Source organism: Ginsengibacter hankyongi (genome assembly GCF_008710285.1).
Lineage (GTDB): Bacteria > Bacteroidota > Bacteroidia > Chitinophagales > Chitinophagaceae > Ginsengibacter > Ginsengibacter hankyongi.
Genome location: NZ_VYQF01000001.1, coordinates 247,603 through 265,253 on the forward strand (window position 1 = coordinate 247,603; position 17,651 = coordinate 265,253).

At 35.5% G+C, this 17,651-nt stretch carries 20 protein-coding genes and 1 other RNA gene; 7 read left to right on the forward strand and 14 right to left on the reverse strand.

Annotation, left to right across the window (positions count from 1 at the left end):
- A complete protein-coding gene (locus tag FW778_RS01075) occupies nt 1-675 on the forward strand; it encodes a hypothetical protein (protein WP_150412722.1) in 675 nt (224 codons plus the stop codon).
- 96 nt (nt 676-771) lie between these two features.
- On the opposite strand, the gene yajC is transcribed toward FW778_RS01075, so the two are convergent.
- From yajC to FW778_RS01130, 11 genes are all read right to left on the reverse strand, one after another.
- A complete protein-coding gene (gene yajC / locus FW778_RS01080) occupies nt 772-1,110 on the reverse strand; it encodes a preprotein translocase subunit YajC (protein WP_235905996.1) in 339 nt (112 codons plus the stop codon).
- Nucleotides 1,111-1,149: 39 nt separating this feature from the next.
- Complete coding sequence (locus FW778_RS01085; RefSeq protein ID WP_150412723.1) at nt 1,150-1,587, reverse strand: DUF1573 domain-containing protein; 438 nt, start codon at nt 1,585-1,587, stop codon at nt 1,150-1,152.
- A gap of 25 nt (nt 1,588-1,612) precedes the next feature.
- Entirely contained in the window at nt 1,613-2,545 is a 933-nt protein-coding gene (nusB, locus tag FW778_RS01090) for a transcription antitermination factor NusB (RefSeq protein WP_150412724.1), read from the reverse strand.
- A gap of 152 nt (nt 2,546-2,697) precedes the next feature.
- Nucleotides 2,698-3,108, reverse strand: an RNA gene (gene rnpB, locus FW778_RS01095) — RNase P RNA component class A.
- A gap of 76 nt (nt 3,109-3,184) precedes the next feature.
- A complete protein-coding gene (locus tag FW778_RS01100; RefSeq protein WP_150412725.1) occupies nt 3,185-4,207 on the reverse strand; it encodes a Smr/MutS family protein in 1,023 nt (340 codons plus the stop codon).
- A gap of 37 nt (nt 4,208-4,244) precedes the next feature.
- Entirely contained in the window at nt 4,245-5,972 is a 1,728-nt protein-coding gene (locus FW778_RS01105; protein WP_150412726.1) for an amino acid permease, read from the reverse strand.
- A gap of 38 nt (nt 5,973-6,010) precedes the next feature.
- Complete coding sequence (locus FW778_RS01110) at nt 6,011-6,229, reverse strand: hypothetical protein (protein WP_150412727.1); 219 nt, start codon at nt 6,227-6,229, stop codon at nt 6,011-6,013.
- A gap of 229 nt (nt 6,230-6,458) precedes the next feature.
- A complete protein-coding gene (gene fabD / locus FW778_RS01115) occupies nt 6,459-7,340 on the reverse strand; it encodes an ACP S-malonyltransferase (protein WP_150412728.1) in 882 nt (293 codons plus the stop codon).
- A 12-nt stretch (nt 7,341-7,352) separates the two neighbouring features.
- Nucleotides 7,353-7,958: a GTP cyclohydrolase I FolE gene (folE, locus tag FW778_RS01120; RefSeq protein ID WP_150412729.1), complete on the reverse strand. Its 606-nt coding sequence runs from the start codon at nt 7,956-7,958 to the stop codon at nt 7,353-7,355.
- Nucleotides 7,959-7,985: 27 nt separating this feature from the next.
- Entirely contained in the window at nt 7,986-8,399 is a 414-nt protein-coding gene (locus tag FW778_RS01125; protein ID WP_150412730.1) for a 6-pyruvoyl trahydropterin synthase family protein, read from the reverse strand.
- 19 nt (nt 8,400-8,418) lie between these two features.
- On the reverse strand, nt 8,419-8,829 hold the full coding sequence (locus FW778_RS01130; RefSeq protein WP_150412731.1) for a 6-pyruvoyl trahydropterin synthase family protein: 411 nt from the start codon (nt 8,827-8,829) through the stop codon (nt 8,419-8,421).
- Between the two features lie 73 nt (nt 8,830-8,902).
- On the opposite strand from FW778_RS01130, the gene mqnB reads away from it, so the two are divergent.
- Both mqnB and FW778_RS01140 read left to right on the forward strand, forming a co-directional pair.
- Complete coding sequence (mqnB, locus tag FW778_RS01135) at nt 8,903-9,529, forward strand: futalosine hydrolase (protein WP_150412732.1); 627 nt, start codon at nt 8,903-8,905, stop codon at nt 9,527-9,529.
- Between the two features lie 2 nt (nt 9,530-9,531).
- Complete coding sequence (locus FW778_RS01140; protein WP_150412733.1) at nt 9,532-10,377, forward strand: 1,4-dihydroxy-6-naphthoate synthase; 846 nt, start codon at nt 9,532-9,534, stop codon at nt 10,375-10,377.
- A gap of 4 nt (nt 10,378-10,381) precedes the next feature.
- Here the strand turns inward: FW778_RS01140 and FW778_RS01145 are convergent, their stop codons facing one another.
- From FW778_RS01145 to FW778_RS01155, 3 genes are all read right to left on the reverse strand, one after another.
- Nucleotides 10,382-11,692, reverse strand: coding sequence for a cryptochrome/photolyase family protein (locus tag FW778_RS01145; protein ID WP_150412734.1), 1,311 nt, complete (start codon nt 11,690-11,692; stop codon nt 10,382-10,384).
- Between the two features lie 94 nt (nt 11,693-11,786).
- Nucleotides 11,787-12,626, reverse strand: coding sequence for an aminotransferase class IV (locus tag FW778_RS01150; RefSeq protein ID WP_150412735.1), 840 nt, complete (start codon nt 12,624-12,626; stop codon nt 11,787-11,789).
- Nucleotides 12,627-12,677: 51 nt separating this feature from the next.
- Entirely contained in the window at nt 12,678-13,355 is a 678-nt protein-coding gene (locus FW778_RS01155; RefSeq protein ID WP_150412736.1) for a response regulator transcription factor, read from the reverse strand.
- A gap of 942 nt (nt 13,356-14,297) precedes the next feature.
- Between FW778_RS01155 and FW778_RS01160 the strand changes: the two genes are divergently transcribed.
- From FW778_RS01160 to FW778_RS01175, 4 genes are all read left to right on the forward strand, one after another.
- Nucleotides 14,298-14,609, forward strand: a complete 312-nt coding sequence (locus FW778_RS01160) for a helix-turn-helix domain-containing protein (RefSeq protein WP_150412737.1) — start codon at nt 14,298-14,300, stop codon at nt 14,607-14,609.
- 453 nt (nt 14,610-15,062) lie between these two features.
- On the forward strand, nt 15,063-15,428 hold the full coding sequence (locus FW778_RS01165) for a hypothetical protein (RefSeq protein ID WP_150412738.1): 366 nt from the start codon (nt 15,063-15,065) through the stop codon (nt 15,426-15,428).
- Between the two features lie 244 nt (nt 15,429-15,672).
- Entirely contained in the window at nt 15,673-16,065 is a 393-nt protein-coding gene (locus FW778_RS01170) for a hypothetical protein (RefSeq protein WP_150412739.1), read from the forward strand.
- Nucleotides 16,066-16,244: 179 nt separating this feature from the next.
- Nucleotides 16,245-17,387: an NAD(P)/FAD-dependent oxidoreductase gene (locus tag FW778_RS01175; RefSeq protein WP_150412740.1), complete on the forward strand. Its 1,143-nt coding sequence runs from the start codon at nt 16,245-16,247 to the stop codon at nt 17,385-17,387.
- Nucleotides 17,388-17,651: the final 264 nt, after the last annotated feature.

Genomic DNA, 17,651 nt, shown 5'->3' on the forward strand with positions numbered 1-17,651 from the left:
ATGCGTAAATTAATCTTCACCCTATTGTCTTCCGGTTTTATATCACTGGCCATTGCTCAAACTCCCATGTCACCGAATGTTTTGGGAGAACCTTTCCAGGGGCAACATTTTAAAGCAAAGGCAGACAATGACGTTGAAGGAGATCCGTTGGTATTTGGTGACTGGAAAAAAGGAGAAGTAACTTTAAAGAATGGCGAACATTATCCCATACAAAAGATGAACCTGGATGGCCAAAGAAACAGGTTTCTTTATCAAATTAATGATTCCATTTACGAATTCCAGGACAATATCAGGGAGATAAAAATCTATAACGGTGATGATGCTAATTCTATAATTGTTTTTAGAAATAATGTAGACCCGGAATCTGATAATTTCGTGGCACTACTTGATACAGGAAAAATAACAATATTCGAAACGTATGATAAAAAGCCGGAAGGAGAAAACTATTCAAACGGTATTGTAAATAACACAAGAAAGTATGTTTTACATACCACTCAATATGCACTTATAAATAAAGTTGCCAACCCCATTAAATTTAATTCTTCTACACTGGAAGACCTCACGTCTGATAAGAAAAAAGAAGTGGAGGCTTTCGTAAAAGAAAATAAATTAAAGGTGAAAAAAGAACCTGATTTCTTAAAGGCAATAAATTATTATAATAGTATTGGCAGTTAGTGCCTAAGGCATGTACGATGTTTGATGTACGATGTGCAATGTTGGCTGAAACATTCCTGCATTTAACATCGTACATCTACCCTCGTACATCTGGCGTTATTTTATAGGAGTTACCGGCTTATTAATATTGGCCGTCCATTCCATACTGATAGAACTTTTTTCCATTTTGATATAGCTGCCCGGGTTAATTTCGAGCATCATCGTTCCATCATCGTTTATTTTATTTATTGTACCATGTATACCGGCAATGGTTACAATCTTATCGCCTTTTTGTAAATTGGCAAGAAACTGTTTTTGTTGTTTAGCTTTCTTTGCCTGTGGCCTTATCATAAACATCCAGAATACCAAAATCATAAGGCCTAAGAATACAAACTGGAAACCGCCACCGCCTGCACCGCCCTGTCCTAACATTAAAAAAACTGTTGCTACATTCATATTATTTATTTTGTTTGTTATGTTTCATTTTAATTAAAATTATTTATCAGCAGGAACAACTTTTCCCGTTAATTCAAGCAGCGGAAAACTTGGATACGCATTTGAAGTAACGGTAATTGTTTTATGAACGTCGCCCACTCTTCCCTTACTATTGAATACTACTTTTAAAAATCCTGTTTCGCCAGGTTTAATAGGCTCTTCAGGTTTTTCAGGAACTGTGCAACCACAGCTTGCCATGGCAGAAGCAACTATTAAAGGATGATTACCGGTATTGCGAAAACGATAACTATATTCTACTTTATCTCCATCGGTAACACTTCCAAAGTTGTAGGCAGAATCAATAAGCTGCACCGTTGTTGAATCGGTGAATTGTGCAGTTGCATTTGATACGAGCGCATCCGGTTTATTTCTTGTATTTCTAATATTACAGGAAATAAACATGATGGTGATACAAACACATGCAATCAATCTATTCATTTATTTTTATTTTTTTGCAAAGGTATTATAAAGTACTGTTTTTAAAATTCTTCTTGTGTATTTTATTCTCGGCTATAAGTTCTTTGTGAATATTATCAAGTATTCCATTTACAAAATGGCCGCTTTGCTCGGTGCTATATTCTTTGGCAAGGTCAATGTATTCGTTGATAGTAACTTTCGGCGGTATCGTTTCAAAATATAAAAATTCACATACACCCATTTGCATTAATATCATATCAAGCGAGGCGATTCTTTCAGCATCCCAGTTCTTTAGTTTAGGCTTTATTAACTCAAGACAATAACTTTTTTTACTTATCACACATTCCATTAAATCAATTGCAAAATCCATTTTTTCTTTGCTAACCATTTCTTCGAAATTAAATGCAGCCGGCTTTTGCATTAAGCCATTCATTAACACTATCATCATATCGGCATCATCATCCCAATGAATGAATTTCTCTTCCACATCACTTATAAAATTTTCCTCAGGAAGCATGAGATTACCAAAAATGTATTCCAGTATTTTCTTTTCAGATTTTTTATCTCGTGACTGCAGGGCAGTGTATTCTTTATATTCAGTTGAAGAAATTAATGAGAGGTATAACTTTCTCACCAGTTCGTCATCTATTAAATATGTTATCTTGAACTTTTCCAGTGATTTTTTAAATGAAGTATTTTCAAGGATAGCCCAAATAACTTCATTTCCTGCAATCTTTGTATTTATATTAAGATCGTTCTCTGTAGGCAAATGCTTCCTGGCTTTTTGAGCAGCATCTCTTTCTGCAAAGCGGGCAACTTCAATTATAAAATATACTAGGTAAGTAAATAAATGGCGCGACTGCTCGATATTTTGTTTCAATATCTGTAATGCCTCACCAGGGCGGGTTTCATTATTCATTGATTCAATGCTGTAAAGAGCCTGCATCACTTTCACCCTAATAATTCTTCTGCTTAGCATTTCTTAAAGAACTTTTTTTTGAGGCGGCAAAGATATATTAATGTCGGTATATGCCAAATGAAAGTTGCAACGGGCCTTAATATTAACAACAAGGCATTACACATTAAGACAATGTATAAAAAAAGGGCACCAAAACTGATGCCCTTAAATTCATTTACTGCAAACCTGTAAGCCGGATTCTGTTCCCGATCCTTCGACAAGCTCAGGACGGAATGGCTATCATTTATCTGGCTGTTGCATTACTGCAACAATCTTGCTGCCTACCCTTCCCGATATTCTGCAAGAGCAGAAATATAAACGAGCAGCTTACTTTGCGTTAAGGCAAATCGGGATATACGTGGCATTGCAGCACACAAGGTTTACCCAAAACTATTGTTACCAACAATTCCCGTGAGCTCTTACCTCACGTTTTCACCCTTATTCCGATTATTCATCAGGACGGTAATTTTCTGTGGCACTTTCTTCCCGATCAAGATCGGGACCGGCCATTAACCGGTGTGTTGCTCTTTGCTGTCCGGACTTTCCTCACCCAACTTAATGAGAGCGATAACCTGGTTTGCAGTGTTGCAAAGATACGTGAATAGTGAATGGTGAATAGTGAAATTCTGATTGAAACTTCTGAAATTTCCCTGCAGGAATTTAATATTGAAAAAATATCTCAGTGGCTCCAAACCCAAAATTGTGATGATATTGATTCACAAAACTTTTTACTTCTTTTTTATTCTTTAAAATTTCGTGAATCTCTTCTCTTAATTTACCCGTTCCTATACCATGTACTACAATTAAGTTAGGCTGATGATGTGCTATCGCGAGATTATAATATTTTTCAAACGTGTTTAATTGTAAAGAAAGCATTTCGAAGTTGGATAGCTTTTCCCAATCATCCGCTAGTTTTTCAATATGAAGATCAATTACAGATCTTGCGGGTTCAAGATTTTGCTTCGCTTTTGATGCATCATAAAGCAATCCCCTGGTATTGGTATATTCAGGAATTACATCTTCAACTTTATCAGGATATTTTTCGAAAAGCAAAAATGAAAAAGTTGGTTCATTTTTCATTTCCATTTCTTCAATCTTTTTAAATAATGTTTTTGCTTTTAGCTTTAGTGTTGTTTCAAAATGAGGCGCTTTCTTTTTATCCGGATTTATAAGAGAAAACTCAAATTCAAACTTTGGAGCATCATTCATTTCTTCAAAAGGAACATCATGCAGATAAAAATCGGTTAAAGAAAAGATTTGATTTTTTAGTTCGAAATCAGTTGAGCCTGAAAAATTAATCCGGTAGATAAAATTATAAGGATTATCCGTTTGATTAATGAGGTACAACTTAAAATTTTCAACAACATCATCATCAAAAATATTTTTATCAAACACGGGCAAAAAAGAAAGCCACACGCCTTCGCTCACTTTATATTTTGAAGTTGTTTTTTCTTTTTTTATATCATCTATATAAGTTTTACTTTTCTTTTTTTCAGCCCCGGACTTATCAAAGGATTTCTCTGAGAATCTTTTAAAATAGGGAAAGTCAATCTGGTCCATATACACGGGAAAGCGCACTCCATCAACATCTACTAATACCATTTTATCGTTGATGATATCAACCACTTCACCTTCTTCGTTAGAATGCAAAACAAGAATCTTATCGCCCAACTGGTACTTCATGATGCAAAGATAGTTGATGCGATAATGTACTAATTAGCTAATTGTTGAGCATTTGTTGTTTTCCCAATTTACTATTATGCCTGCTGTACATAAAATAAATAACAAGCCCGATGACCAACCATATTAGAAATCGCATCCAGTTAGTATAACCCAGTTCTGTCATTAAATAAAAACAGCTTGCCAAACCAAGTGTTGGAATTAGTGATAATTTTTTTATAAACGAAGCGATAGTTAATGTAGTGGATAATATTACGAAAAGAAAAAACGGCAACTTATCCCTGAACACTTCCCAGCCGTTACTAAAATCAAATAAGCCCAAAAAGTTTTTCCAGAAGATAATTACGCCAACAATAAAAAGAACGGGAACAATAAATTGGGAGCTGATATAGGGAATTTTAAATTTTGGCTTCTCCTCCCCCGCTTCTCTTGCAGGTAACAAAAGCACACCACCACATACAAGCACAAACGCAAATAATGTTCCTATACTGGTAAGGTCGGTAACTTCAGTAAGATTTAAAAACAATGCGGGAACTGCTACAACAAAGCCTGTAACAATTGTTGAAAAAGAAGGTGTTTTATATTTAGGATGAATACGGCTGAAAGCCTTTGGCAGCAATCCATCGCGGCTCATGCTCATCCATATACGTGGCTGTCCCAATTGAAAAACCAACAGCACGCTCGCCGTAGCTATAACAGCGCTGAAAGAAATAATATAGCTTATCTTATTAAGCCCCACCTGTTTAAAAACATAAGCTAACGGATCACCTACCTGTAATTGTTTATAGGAAACCATTCCTGTTAATACAATCGCAACTAAAATATAGAGTACAGTACATATTATTAAAGAATAGATCATCCCTTTTGGTAAATCGCGTTGTGGATTTTCACATTCTTCTGCCGTGGTAGATATTGCATCAAAACCAATGTAAGCAAAGAATACAGCCGATACTCCTTTCATCATTCCGCCAAAACCATTTGGCAAAAACGGGCTCCAGTTTGCCGGAGCAACATAAAAAAATCCGATAGCTATAACAGCAATAATGATAATGATTTTCAGGCCCACCATAAGGTTGGTTGCTTTTCTTGTTTCCCTTATTCCAACGTAAACCAGCCAGGTAATTAAAAACACGATTCCAAGGGCAGGTAAATCGGCTATCAACTTAAAATTGCCAATATGCGGTGCCGTTAGCCAGGCAGTATAACCCTGCCTCATCGTTTCAGGAAGATTTGCTATTGAAGTACCTTTTGCGATTTCAACGCTGGCCGCATCAAAAGCACGTGAAGCACTTAAATAATCTGTTGTTAAAAATGCGGGAACATGTATGTGCAATCCTTCCAGCAGATTTACAAAATACTGGCTCCACGATATGGCTACCGCAATGTTACCAATTGCATATTCCATTAAAAGATCCCAGCCAATGACCCATGCAATCAATTCACCGAATGCCGCATAAGCATAAGTATATGCACTACCGCTAACGGGTATACGCGATGCGAACTCAGCATAGCATAAAGCAGAAAATCCACAACAGATGGCAGTTAGAGTAAATAATAATATTACACCCGGGCCGCCCTGGAAAGATGCATTGCCAATTGTTGAAAATATACCTGCGCCTACAATTGCAGCAATGCCCATTGCAGTAAGATCTTTTACTTTTAAAACCTTTTTTAACCCTGAAGAAGAATGTGTAGCATCTGAAAGACCTTCTTTAGCATCGGCTAAAATAGCAGTGATACTTTTTTTGCGAAAAAGGGGGTGCGACATATTTGGAAAACTTTAGTAAAGTTGAAAATAAAGAATTATTACGGATTTAAAATTAATTGATGCATTGAGGTCTTTATAAAATTCAATGCATTGATAGCAGTATCTGTTTTATATACAATAATTGTATAAACATTATAAAAATATTCTTTAATAATCTTCGATCCGTTCTTCCGTAATTTAATGGTACCAGCAGGCATGGTCAACGCCAGGGTTGCATCAGCAGCATTGCGGTTAATTAACGGCACACTTAGTTCCATTATTAATGGCCGCTGATAAACCTAAACTCAATCTTTGAATTTTGTATACTCCCCGTAAAATGCCATAGGGCTATAAAATAAATAAGCGCAGGTCCTGCTTATTTGGTAAATGATATGTTTAAAGCGTTTTTGCCCTATGTTCAATTTTAAATATATAGGTTTTAAAATATTTCTTTTAAGACAAGTTTTGAGATTATCTGTGCAAGTCTTTTTAGGCTATAATCTGTAACTACCCAATCCCATCTACCTGCACTTCTTTATTAATTTTTTGAACCAGTCCCTGTAAAACTTTCCCAGGACCTGCTTCTGTAAAACGCGTTGCGCCATCGGCGATCATTTGCTCTACTGTTTGCGTCCATCTAACGGGACCGGTTAGTTGCGAAATTAAATTGGCTTTAATCTCTGTTGAATCTTTAACTGCTTTTGCAACTACATTTTGATAAACAGGACATATTGGGGGTTTAAAAGCAGTTTCTTCAATAGCTTTAGTAAGCTCCTCTTTTGCCGGTTGCATCAACGGAGAATGGAAAGCCCCACCAACAGGAAGAATAAGGGTTCGCTTGGCGCCTGCTTCCTTTAATAATTTACAAGCCTCATCAATTCCTTTTATTGAACCTGAAATAACAATTTGCCCCGGGCAATTATAATTGGCAGCTACCACAATTTCATTCGTAATTGAAGCGCATATTTCTTCAACTCTTTTATCATCAAGAGCCAGTACAGCTGCCATAGTTGAAGGATTAACTTCACAGGCTTTTTGCATAGCCTTCGCCCTTATCGAAACAAGTTTTAAGGCGTCTTCAAAACTTAAACATTCATTAGCAACCAGTGCCGAAAATTCCCCCAGTGAATGGCCCGCAACCATATCCGGTTTATCAGTTGTAAGTGTTTTAAACGCAATAACAGAATGCAAAAAAATAGCAGGCTGCGTTACGTTTGTTTGTTTCAATTCTTCCGCAGTTCCAAAAAACATTACGTCAGAAATAGAGAAGCCAAGAATTTCGTTTGCCTTATCAAACAAAAGCTGGGCTTGTTCATCTTCATCATATAAATTTTTACCCATTCCGATAAACTGTGAACCCTGCCCGGGAAATATAAAAGCATGCTTCATTTAAAATATTATTTAACGTCTTTTAATAAGATCAGCCTGTATTAAATTAATAAATTCATTTCGTGTTGTTTGCTTCTCAAATTCACCCGAGAAAGCAGAAGTCGTTGTTACTGAATTTTGCTTTTGCACACCACGCATCATCATACAAAGATGTGCTGCTTCTATTACAACCGCAACTCCATGCGGGTTTAAAGTCTCCTTGATTGCGTCCAATATTTGCGTTGTAAGCCTTTCCTGCACCTGCAGGCGCCTTGAAAAAACATCCACAACACGTGCCAGCTTACTCAATCCTGTTATCCATCCGTTAGGTATATATGCAATGTGCGCCCTGCCAAAAAAAGGAAGCATGTGATGTTCGCACATACTGTATAATTCAATATCCTTTACAATTATCATCTCATTCATCTCTTCATGAAACTTGGCTGAGTTAAGGATAGCTTTCGCATCCAAACTATATCCTTGAGTGGCAAATTGCATTGCCTTTGCCAGGCGTTCGGGGGTTTTCAACAATCCTTCACGTTCGGGACTTTCTCCCAACAAATGCAAGACTTGCTGGTAATTTTTTACTAACCCAGTTGTAACATCCTCATCATACTCTTCAATTTTTCTGTAAGCCATTTAGAAATATTTAAGTTAAACAAAATGTCATGCAGGGTATTCTGCATAGTTTCTGGGTGTTTCGTATAGGCGCACCTGTAAGTCAAGAGATTTATCGATCTTCTCCCGCAGAATTTTATAAATAACTACAACAATATTTTCTGCAGTTGGGTTCAAATTAGAAAATTCTTTTACGTCGAGGTTAAGGTTTTTATGGTCAAATTTTTCAATTACTGATTCATTTATAATATCACTAAGTAATTTTAAATCTATCACAAAACCCGTATCAGCAGCGGGTGTGCCGGTTACCTTCACTTCCATTTCATAGTTGTGGCCGTGATAAGATGGATTATTACATTTTCCAAAAACTTTTTCGTTTTTAGCTTCGTCCCATGTAGGGTTGTTAAGCCGATGTGCAGCGTTAAAATGTTCGCGCCTGTAAACCGATACTTTATTTTCCATTCAATAATTTTTTATACAATTAATCACCAAAATACTCTACATAGATACGCGGAGTTTCATACAGTTTTATACAATGCAATTCAACTTGCTGAGGTAATCTTGGCTGCAGTTGTTTCCAGATTGCCTTTGCAAGATTTTCTGTGGAACACATTTGTCCTTTTAAAAATTCAACATCAACATTTAAGTTTTTGTGATCGAGTTTATCCAATATAAATTGTTTTATTAAAAGACTTAGAATTTTTACATCAAACAAAAAACCAGTATCCTCATTCAGCTCTCCTTTTATCGTAACATATAATTCGTAATTATGGCCATGCCAGTTTTCATTGGCACATTTTCCAAATACAATCTCGTTTTTTTCTTTATCCCAGTTTGGATTATACAATTTATGAGCCGCATTAAAATGTTCTATTCTCGTTAAATAAACCATTACACTTAAAAATATTTTTGCAAAGGTAGCTTCAGAAAATTAAAATGCGCTTTGTAAATACGAAATTTGCAGGATGAACGTATTAGTGATTGCAGCTACTGAATTTGAAATAGAACCTTTCCTGCGTTTAAATAATACAGCGGATGTATTGATTGCAGGAGTGGGCGTTCCTTCAACGATATATAATCTTACAAAGAAATTATTGCATTCAAATTACGATCTTGTAATACAGGCTGGTATTGCCGGATCTTTTACAAGTACTTTACAAAACGGAAGTGTAACCTTCATCGAAAAAGATACATTTGCTGATATTGGCGTTGATGAAAAAGGAAATTTTAAAACGCTGTTTGACATGGGCTTTATTAAAGAAAACGAATTTCCTTTCACAAGCGGATGGTTGGAAAATCAACATGCATTTCTTTCAAAAACTTCTCTCGCATTAGCAACCGGAATTACCGTAAATAAAATTACTGACGATATTAATGAAATAAGAAGCTTATCTGAAAAGTTTAATGCCGGCATTGAAAGCATGGAAGGCGCTGCATTGCATTACGTATGCCTTCAGCAGAAAATAAATTTTGTGCAGCTTAGAAGTATATCAAATTCAGTTGGAGAAAGAGATAAACAAAAGTGGGCAATGAAAGAAGCCATTACTAATCTCAACATCGAATTGAAAAAACTAATAGACCATTTTATATAAATATGAAATATACACTTGGATTTTCACCGTGTCCGAATGATACTTTTATTTTTGATGCGCTTGTAAATAATAAAATTGACACAGGTGAATTACAATTTGATGTTCGCCTTGAAGACGTAGAAACATTGAATGGATTTGCTATTAAAAATCAACTTGATTTTACAAAAGTGAGCTATGGAGTTTTACCGCTCATTCTTAAAAACTATAAAGTGCTCAACAGCGGAAGTGCACTTGGCAAGGGCGTTGGGCCACTCCTTATATCCAAAGAAAAAGTAACGTTTGATGAAGTGAATGATTGCATCGTTGCTCTTCCTGGTGAGAATACAACCGCTCACCTTCTCTTTTCGCAGGCATTTCCACGTGCTAAAAACAAAATCTTTAAACGATATGATGAGATAGAAAATTTCGTTCTGGACTCCGGTAATAAATCCCTTGGAGTTATCATTCATGAGAACAGGTTTACGTATTTTGACAAAGGATTGCAAAAAGTAGTTGACCTGGGTAATTTCTGGGAAGAAAAAACCGGCTATCCGATACCGTTAGGAGGCATTGTTGGTAAAAGAAGTATTGATGAGAAAATATTGATGCAGGTAGATTTACTTATAAAACAAAGTATAGAATTTGCATTTAAAAATTATCCGCTTATTACGGATTATGTGAAAATACATTCTCAGGAAATGGAAACTAACGTAATGAAAAAGCATATTGACTTGTATGTAAATAACTATTCAATTCAACTTGGAACTGATGGAAAAAATGCCATTGAAAAAGTATTGAATGTTTATAACCAATCTGGTAATAAAGAAAAAATTATGATAGGTGAAAATGAATTATTTGTAACGTCTTAAAAAATTATTTTTTGGCAAGCGCCTCTTTATAAGCTTTTAAACATCTTTCCCTGGCTTTCGTATGTTCAACAATGGGTTTAGGATAATTAAACTCCTGGAATTCAGGAACCCACTTCTTAATATATTTTAAGTCTTTATCAAACTTTTGTGTTTGCAGTTCGGGATTAAATATTCTAAAATAAGGAGCAGCATCACAACCACTTCCTGCAACCCATTGCCAGCCACCGTTATTCGCCGCCAAATCAAAATCTATTAATTTTTCTGCAAAATAAGCTTCGCCCCATCGCCAGTCAATTAACAAATGCTTACATAAAAAACTTCCAACTATCATGCGTACACGATTATGCATATAACCCGTTTCATTGAGTTGCCGCATACCTGCATCCACTATTGGATAGCCAGTTTGTCCTCTGCACCATTTATCAAATTCATCTTCATTGTTTCGCCATTTAATATTATCATACTCGGGCTTAAAGGCTTTGTGGTGGCCAACATGAGGAAAATGCCATAAGATAGACATGTAAAATTCACGCCATATCAATTCATTTAAAAAAGTACTGTTTAGTTCTTTTGCTTTTGCCACTAACTTTCTTATACTTATTGTTCCAAAACGCAAATGAATACCTAATCTTGACGTGCCTTCTGTTCCCGGAAAATTTCTCGTTTTATCATAATGTTTTATCAATTCTTCGCCGGGATTCTTTGAAGGAAAGTTGTTACCAGTTTCTTTAAATCCCATGGAATCTAAAGAAGAAATTCTCCCCGGACTTCGCCTGAAAAAATTTGTATCATATTTTTCAACCGGGTAAGATTTTATATAGAAATCAGTAAGCATTCCTTTCCATTTCCTGCTGTATGGCGTGAATACCGTATAAGGTTTTCCATCATCTTTCAGCACTTCATCTTTTTCAAAAATAACCTGGTCTTTGTATGTTTTAAAACCGATATTATTCTCCGCCAATAATTCTTTTATCAATAAATCTCTTTCTATTGCATAAGGCTCATAATCATGATTGGTGAATACACTTTGCACATCATATTCCTTAATTAATTTTTTAAATACATCTCCGGGAGTTCCATAATGCACTTCGAGAGAGGAGTGTCTCTTTTCCAATTTTCCCTGCATCTCAATTAACGTATCACGAATAAATTCAACTCTTTTGTCATGCTTGTTTTCCAGTTGATCCAAAATATTTTTATCAAAAATAAATACCGGCACAACAGGATAGTCGCGTTTCAAGGCTTGATATAATCCCGCATTATCATGAAGGCGAAGATCGCGGCGATACCAGAAGATGTTTACTTTTTTCACCATCAGAAATTATGTTTTCCACTAAAACACGAAGTATACTAAGTGACCTCCTACTTTTTTGGCGCTTGCATATTGTCCGATATAAACAAAATTCAACTCAAATGGTTTGAGCGATATGAATATAAAGCTCTGCAATTATTTTATTCGAATAGTTTTTTCCCCGGAAAGTTTTGACCCAACGCAGGTTGTAGATTGAATTAGTTAAGAAAAATTCATCCGCGTTTTCAATATCGTTTACTGAAAGATTTTTCTCTAAAATTTTATATTTTTTTAAACCTGATTTTTCAAGCATCCACCTGCGCATAACACCGGCTACACAGCCTTCTGAAAGTGGGGGTGTAATAATTTTATCTTTTTTAATTATAAAAATATTGGCAATAGCGCTATCACAAACTCTATCAAATGAATTAAGAACAATACAATCGTTCAACTTATTTTTTTTCGCATATAGCCCTGCCATTACATAAGGCAAATAATTATTCGATTTAAGATTTGAAAAATTATCACAACTTTTTTTTGCGCCAGGGAATACATCAACTACCAACCCATTTTCATTTAAAGTCATTTGGTTTGAAAGCGGCCAGCTTTCAACAATATAATTGGGGCGTAAATTTTCAGGATCGAATATTCCGCCATTTCCACGAAAGATCATCAGCCGTACTCTTGCTAAAGCAACATGATTATTTTTTTTTACAAGCTCAATAATTTTATTAAAGAGAAAAGCGGTATGAAAGTTTTTAGGAATATCAAATTGCATCAACGCAATCCCGTTGAATAATCTTTCGAAATGAAAATCTTTATTGATTATTTTTCCTCCAACGATTTTCATGGTCTCAAAAAGGCCATCTCCATAGCGCAAGGAACGATTACCCGGGGGTATAATAGGCGTGTTTGCCGGATAAAACTTATCGTTATAAATAAAAAAAAGCTCAGCCATAAGTTAAATATGAATGAGCAAAAGTAGTTGTATAGGTTGAGTAAAATAAAATTAACCTTCTTCTTCCAGAAGCTTATTTTTTACGGCAAACATTATAAGGCCCGCTGTACTTTTAGCGCCTGTTTTGGTTTTAAGTTTATCTCTTATTGCTTCAATAGTTCTTGGACTTAAATCAACAGCTTCGGCAATTTCGCGGGTACTTTTTTCTTCGCACATAAGCCTGAGCACCGTTATTTCTTTATCGCTGAGTGTTGCGTCTTCTTGCTGAAGTTTTATGGAAGATGGAATTTTTTGCCTAAGATTATTCAACAGCGCTTTATTGGTTAATGAGTTGAAATAAAATTCCTGCTCATAGCATGTTTTAATGGCCTCATAAATTATTTCAGAGTCAGAGGTTTTGGTAAGATAACTGTTTGCGCCAAGCTCCATTAATTTGGTAATCATACTCTGGTCATCCATCATGGTAAGCATAATTACCCTGATGCGTGGATACAATTTTTTAATTTCAGGTAAGGTAGTAATGCCATCCATTATCGGCATTTGAATATCAAGCAAGATAACATCCGGCTGTATTCCCTTTAAAAGATTTAAAAGATGAGAGCCATTATCCGCTTCAGCAATTACCTTAATATTTTTCTTGGAGGAAAGGGCATTTTTAACACCCGCCCGGTAAAGTACATGGTCATCAGCAATTATCACCCGTATCACTTCTTCGTTTTCGGTATTCATTGGAATTATTCGATTTTAAAATTTTTGTTAACTCAATTTACAAATATCTTCATTTTAAATGGTAAAAGATACAGCACAAATACGAAATTATATCAATAGTAATTATACTTACAAATGAAGTATAACAACGAACAATAGATACAAAACTAGCCGTAAAACTTCCTGAACGTCTTCTTGCACATTAAATTGCGTTAGAAAAACCACCTGGTTTATTCAAATATTTTCTTTCCAAATTTTAATCCGCCTCTTTATAAAAATAAGGGGGCTGCCAAAAGTATGCACCCTTTTTCATTTTTAGGATGTGGGAGAGCCCAGTTATATACAGTGATGTAGACAAAAAGTAAGGATAAGGTGGGCCAAAGCGTATATCATTGGTAACTTAGTTATATGTCAAACGTATACTGAATTTAGCTTTTAGCCTACCATCAACAACGGAGATGCTACCTCCGCCTAAGCGTTGAAAGATAAGCCGGTAACCAAACAGGCAAAACAAAAGCTGAGTTATGCAAAGAAGAAATGGTCTGCCAACTTAAATTGGGCACCCCCGTGCAAGCATTTTAGAAGTGATTGACAAATGATCCGAGTATTTTATATGTGGCATTTTATAAATGCCCGGCAACAATAAATGAGATACCGTTTTGTTGGCAAAAAAATAAGCTGAAGGATGGTTGAATCTTACTGATTTTTCAAGATGGTTTTATCCGGTAATTCGTAGCGTCCGTCTAGTTACCTTTAAATTCATTCCTGAAGAATGAACAAATTGTTGTGAATAGTTTAAAAAATTAAATTAATATAATTATCTAATATTGTCAAGTATTCACATGAAGAGCTTCCCTCCTAAAGCTTAAACGTCTTTTCTTTTAATTTATATTTCGTCACTCAAATTGGCATGATTTTGACGGTGGCTTATCACAAGTTTATCTAACCATTAAAACGCTTGCAATGAAGGCTAAAAAATTACCAATACAATATCTTATTAAAAATGCTGATGAGCTTTTTATTAAGGGCATTGAGCGTATTCAATCCTCTTTTGGCATACATAGTACGGTATGGCAAGTGCTCCACTCAATACATGAAAAAGGTTGTATTCATGTAAATGAACTAAAGAGTATCATGCAGCCATTTGCAGATTCGGTAACCGTGCATAATATTCTTACAAAACTTAGAATAACATGTGTAATATTTAACGCAGAAGATAAAATAAGCCTCACCTCTAATGGAATAGATTTATATAAAAACTGTTTGGGTAATTAGCGCAGCAATCGCGATCCCGCTTTTAAGAAATGTTCAAATTGTGCGTAATCTAAAATCGGGTGCGGAAAAAATCCTAAACTCAGACAATAACTTCATTTTTTATAAATTCATTTTTAAAAGGTTATCCTGTTACGAAGCAGAATTTGGCATTTTTTAAGCGATAAGAATTTATGGTTAGCAGAAGAACTAAAGTTGGTTATAAAAAAATCTTCAAGATTAACACAATCTACTATTCTTATTATCGATATTGATACTCCATCTATACAATACTATGTAAATTATGGGTACCTGCCTTCAACTAAACGCAGACTTTCGAGATGGATGATTTGCTGGAAAAAATTGAAAGGCTTATTTAAATCGGCATCAATAAAACTGTTTTCTAATTAATTTATAAACCGGCTCTTTTTTTGATATTTAGAATAAGATGTGAACCTAAAAACCACCCATTTATAAATGAAAATAGAATTTAAACAAAAACAGATTGAACAATTGCCTTTGGGAAATTTAAAGGAGGATCAATTTCTTACCGTGGCAATCGAAACTTCAAATCGCCTTGGATGGATAATTGGAAACACCACGAGCACCGGGTTTACTGCATATACGAACAATGGCCTGTTTTCCTGGAATGCAGAAATAAAGATGAAAATTATCAATGGAGCGGCAATCCTGCAAAGTCAGTCGAGAGAAAATGAACCTGCAGATGTCCTGGGAAATAAAATGAATCTTAAAAATTTCATTTCAACTTTTTGCAGCTTAAAAAATGCAGCGCCTGTGAATCAAGAAGCCGCATATGAAAATTTAGCAGCTTCATTTGTTTGATACATAGCACTTTTTTACCGCAATAAATTATTTAATCATTTAACCACTGTGGAATTTCCTTCCCGTTTCATATAACGGTGGCCTTAAAAATTTAGCGTACTACATCAATCAATACTTGTATTTGCAAATTGTTAATAAATAGCAGTTTTTATATTGGTGTACATCTTCCCTTAAGAAAATCAAAGATGCGTTGGAATTTATACCTTAGCAAAAATTGCAATGAAAGTTTATAACAATTTTTCTTATGATTGAGCAAACTGAACTTATTATTACTGAATGGAATTATCAACCTCCGCTTAATTATAATGAAGCAGAAGATAAAATACTCAGTTTTACATCCCTGGATGTAATGAAGAAACGAGCTCCAACAAAGAAAGGCATTGCTTGCCGGTTCACTTGCCAATTTGTTATTGGACACACAACAATCCTTGAGTATGTTGGCGAGGATTCTTATGTAATAGATCTGCCGGACGTAATAGATAAACGAGAATTACTTATAATGATCAGAAATTCCTATTCAAAATTTCAAGAAAAATTTGATCTTAGAAAATTTGGCACAATCCTGCAGGGAAGAACCCTTGCTCCGTTGGACGAAAGCCAGATTGGTCTTGATTCCATACTTCCTTTATTGGTATAACAAATTTTACAGTAAGAATAAATGTGCGCTGTACCTTGTAAGTATCCATGGTTTTCCTCATATAAAATTTTATAACAATTACGTGTTCATTTAATAAAAGATTATTTGAACTGTATTGAGTTTGCTTGGGAATATTCAACCCACCACAAGCAAATAATCGCTACATTGTTGTCTTTATCATGAGTGACATTGCAACATACGATGCAATCATAGTTGGTGGCGGGCCTTCAGGGAGTACCTGCGCTTATAACCTGGTAAAAGCTGGCCTGAAGACGTTATTGCTTGACAGAGCTAATTTTCCGCGTGTTAAACTTTGTGCCGGGTGGATTTCTCCACCTATCTGGGATGTTCTGGAACTATTGCCTGAAGAGTACACACGCGGACTCTGGAAATGGAATAAAGTTCACATAAACTTTCGCGGCAAGAAATATACCATTCATTCAGACGGCTATTTTGTGCGCCGTTATGAGTTTGACGATTTCTTATTGAAACGCAGTAAGGCCGAAACCGTTGAAGGATACAATGTGCGACATCTAGAAAAAGACAATGAGGGATTTTGGCTGATTGATAATAAATACAGGGCAAAATATCTTATAGGAGCCGGTGGCACACACTGCCCTGTAGCAAGGGCATTGTTTCCTGAAAAAGATAATGTTCAATGCGGAACACAGGAAAGAGAATTTGAGGGAAACGCCGAAGAAATTGCGTCTACCCGTGCCGGTAAGGATGGCGAGCCGGAAATATTATTACACGATGATATGAAAGGTTACTCGTGGAATGTACCCAAAGGCAATTGGCTGAATGTGGGAACCGGCACTAAAATAGCAAGAGATGTCTTACCGGCGTGGAACAAAGCCCGCGCATTTTTTGAAGGAAATGGAACACCCGGTACTATCCCGGTTTCAAGCCGCCCGATGCTGGATAAAATGAAAGGGCATGGTTATATTATTTTCGAAACAAGTTATTTGAAATATTGCTACGCAAACAATGTATTCCTGATCGGCGATTCACTTGGCCTTGCACAACCAATGACTGGTGAAGGGATATTGCCATCTGTAATTTCAGGAAAGCTCTGTGCTGCAGCTATTGCAGAAGGAGTTCCGGAAAAGTATAAAGAAAGATTACGAACTCACCCCGTTATTTATGATTACAGGCTATTGTATGGAATACAAACGCGGGCAAAAAAATTCTTTGACGAAAAGAAAGATAAACATTACCGTAAATCATGGCTTCGGGACAGAATAATTGTAAAAGTTTTTGCCATACTTTTTTCAGGCAAGCCCATTCCCGGAAGCCGCATTTTTGCAGCTTTTAAAAAATAATGAATTAGTTCCCAATTATACTCATATGATATAGGTAAATTATTGATGTTCCCGCAAATTAACTGCTGGAAAAATAAAGTCAACGAATAATAAAATAGATATTTTTTCGTTGGAATAAATGGGATTTATTGCGTTCAATTTTTAAAAACTCAGATTATTATTTAAGCCACCGTTAGATATATAAAAAGCTAATCTGCTGTCAATAAAATTATCCTTTGCATTAAGATTTAATGTGTAATCCCGCAATTAATTCTTTTAAATAAT

Excerpts from the sequence above, each read along its gene's own strand:
- FW778_RS01130 (WP_150412731.1), bottom strand. The coding sequence starts at position 8,829 with ATGGTTTATTTAACGAGAATAGAACATTTTAATGCGGCTCATAAATTG.
- FW778_RS01100 (WP_150412725.1), bottom strand. The coding sequence starts at position 4,207 with ATGAAGTACCAGTTGGGCGATAAGATTCTTGTTTTGCATTCTAACGAA.
- FW778_RS01155 (WP_150412736.1), bottom strand. The coding sequence starts at position 13,355 with ATGAATACCGAAAACGAAGAAGTGATACGGGTGATAATTGCTGATGAC.
- FW778_RS01110 (WP_150412727.1), bottom strand. The coding sequence starts at position 6,229 with ATGGAACTAAGTGTGCCGTTAATTAACCGCAATGCTGCTGATGCAACC.
- FW778_RS01160 (WP_150412737.1), top strand. The coding sequence starts at position 14,298 with ATGAAGGCTAAAAAATTACCAATACAATATCTTATTAAAAATGCTGAT.
- FW778_RS01150 (WP_150412735.1), bottom strand. The coding sequence starts at position 12,626 with ATGGCTGAGCTTTTTTTTATTTATAACGATAAGTTTTATCCGGCAAAC.
- folE (WP_150412729.1), bottom strand. The coding sequence starts at position 7,958 with ATGGCTTACAGAAAAATTGAAGAGTATGATGAGGATGTTACAACTGGG.
- yajC (WP_235905996.1), bottom strand. The coding sequence starts at position 1,110 with ATGAATGTAGCAACAGTTTTTTTAATGTTAGGACAGGGCGGTGCAGGC.
- FW778_RS01165 (WP_150412738.1), top strand. The coding sequence starts at position 15,063 with ATGAAAATAGAATTTAAACAAAAACAGATTGAACAATTGCCTTTGGGA.
- FW778_RS01075 (WP_150412722.1), top strand. The coding sequence starts at position 1 with ATGCGTAAATTAATCTTCACCCTATTGTCTTCCGGTTTTATATCACTG.
- FW778_RS01140 (WP_150412733.1), top strand. The coding sequence starts at position 9,532 with ATGAAATATACACTTGGATTTTCACCGTGTCCGAATGATACTTTTATT.
- FW778_RS01105 (WP_150412726.1), bottom strand. The coding sequence starts at position 5,972 with ATGTCGCACCCCCTTTTTCGCAAAAAAAGTATCACTGCTATTTTAGCC.
- fabD (WP_150412728.1), bottom strand. The coding sequence starts at position 7,340 with ATGAAGCATGCTTTTATATTTCCCGGGCAGGGTTCACAGTTTATCGGA.
- FW778_RS01125 (WP_150412730.1), bottom strand. The coding sequence starts at position 8,399 with ATGGAAAATAAAGTATCGGTTTACAGGCGCGAACATTTTAACGCTGCA.
- FW778_RS01170 (WP_150412739.1), top strand. The coding sequence starts at position 15,673 with ATGATTGAGCAAACTGAACTTATTATTACTGAATGGAATTATCAACCT.
- nusB (WP_150412724.1), bottom strand. The coding sequence starts at position 2,545 with ATGCTAAGCAGAAGAATTATTAGGGTGAAAGTGATGCAGGCTCTTTAC.
- FW778_RS01175 (WP_150412740.1), top strand. The coding sequence starts at position 16,245 with ATGAGTGACATTGCAACATACGATGCAATCATAGTTGGTGGCGGGCCT.
- FW778_RS01085 (WP_150412723.1), bottom strand. The coding sequence starts at position 1,587 with ATGAATAGATTGATTGCATGTGTTTGTATCACCATCATGTTTATTTCC.
- FW778_RS01145 (WP_150412734.1), bottom strand. The coding sequence starts at position 11,692 with ATGGTGAAAAAAGTAAACATCTTCTGGTATCGCCGCGATCTTCGCCTT.
- mqnB (WP_150412732.1), top strand. The coding sequence starts at position 8,903 with ATGAACGTATTAGTGATTGCAGCTACTGAATTTGAAATAGAACCTTTC.